1 protein-coding gene and 1 pseudogene are annotated in these 1,120 nt (G+C 41.0%); one reads left to right on the forward strand and one right to left on the reverse strand.

Going from position 1 to position 1,120, the window contains the following annotated elements; genetic code table 11:
- On the reverse strand, positions 1–422 hold a 422-nt coding region (locus BIV59_RS22510; protein ID WP_139194449.1), incomplete at its 3' end, for a DUF445 family protein.
- A 510-nt stretch (positions 423–932) separates the two neighbouring features.
- On the opposite strand from BIV59_RS22510, the pseudogene BIV59_RS22520 reads away from it, so the two are divergent.
- Positions 933–1,120, forward strand: a pseudogene (locus BIV59_RS22520) (YmaF family protein); the annotation flags it as partial.

The raw sequence follows: 1,120 nt of genomic DNA on the forward strand, positions 1-1,120 counted from the left end.
TTCTCTGGGCGTATTTTTTTAACCGCCATTATCAGGAATGACTGAAGAGCCTTTTTCACTGCGCTTGTATAAAGCTGCTTTTCTGTAAGGCCGATTGCTTTTACAGTTAAGCTGATGCCTGAAAGCTTATTAATGATGCTTTCCTTTGTAAGCCAATCATTTTCAATCAGGCTGATCAGCTTACTGATAATTGTTTTTCTGTTTTTTGGCAGTAATGCTGTATGAGGGATTGGCAGTCCAAATGGCCTCCTGAATAAAGCTGTTACTGCAAACCAGTCGGCAAGTCCCCCTACGAGGCCGGCTTCAAAACCGCTTTGGGCAATTCGCCCGATCAGCGAGCCTTCTGCGGGGATTGTCGCAATAAAGCCCGCACCCATTACTGCAAGCGAAATTCCTGCTAAATACTTGGATTGTAATGACATGATCTTCTCCATTTCCAGTTATACGCACTTCTATCAAAAAAGGCGTTTTTTATGCATTTTTCATTATTTATAACATGTGCTCTATATCTTCGCAAATATACGCTTCAGAGCTGATCTCATCCGTTTGGTCAAATCATGTATACAGGCAGTACCTGATTCTGCTGCCCGTTCATACAGGAACAATAGTCTTTACCCTGATTTTATCAAAGAAAGCCAGCAATAGCGAAAGAGATGGGAATTTTAACTTAAAGTTTTTAAAAAAAGAGGAGATCAGGAAAAGCGGGGATAAAAACCCGGCTGTCACGCACTTAAAATGACAAGCTAACGCCAGCCGGGAATTTCCATGATTATAAATTGTGAAACGCTTTCCATGTCAAGGCAAATAGCCGTTAAAGTTTGCCGCATCAATTCTTCTAAACAGCGGCGGGATTTCACCGCCAATCAAAAGGGGATAAATCAGGCAAACATTCATATATTTTATAAAACCGATTGAAAGAGAGGCATTTTCCCATGAAAAATATTAGTAAAGATGACTTTGTATCAGGTTTTGTTCCACACCATAATCACGGTTCGGTGGATTATACTTCAATGAGTGACGGACATGTTCACCAGTGCCTTGATATTACGTCCCCTCCTATACAATCAGAGGAAGGCGGCCACTATCATTTCACTGAAGGATATGTTTTATTTGAAGACGG

Source organism: Bacillus sp. MUM 13, from assembly GCF_001866725.1.
Taxonomy (GTDB): Bacteria; Bacillota; Bacilli; order Bacillales; family DSM-1321; genus Peribacillus.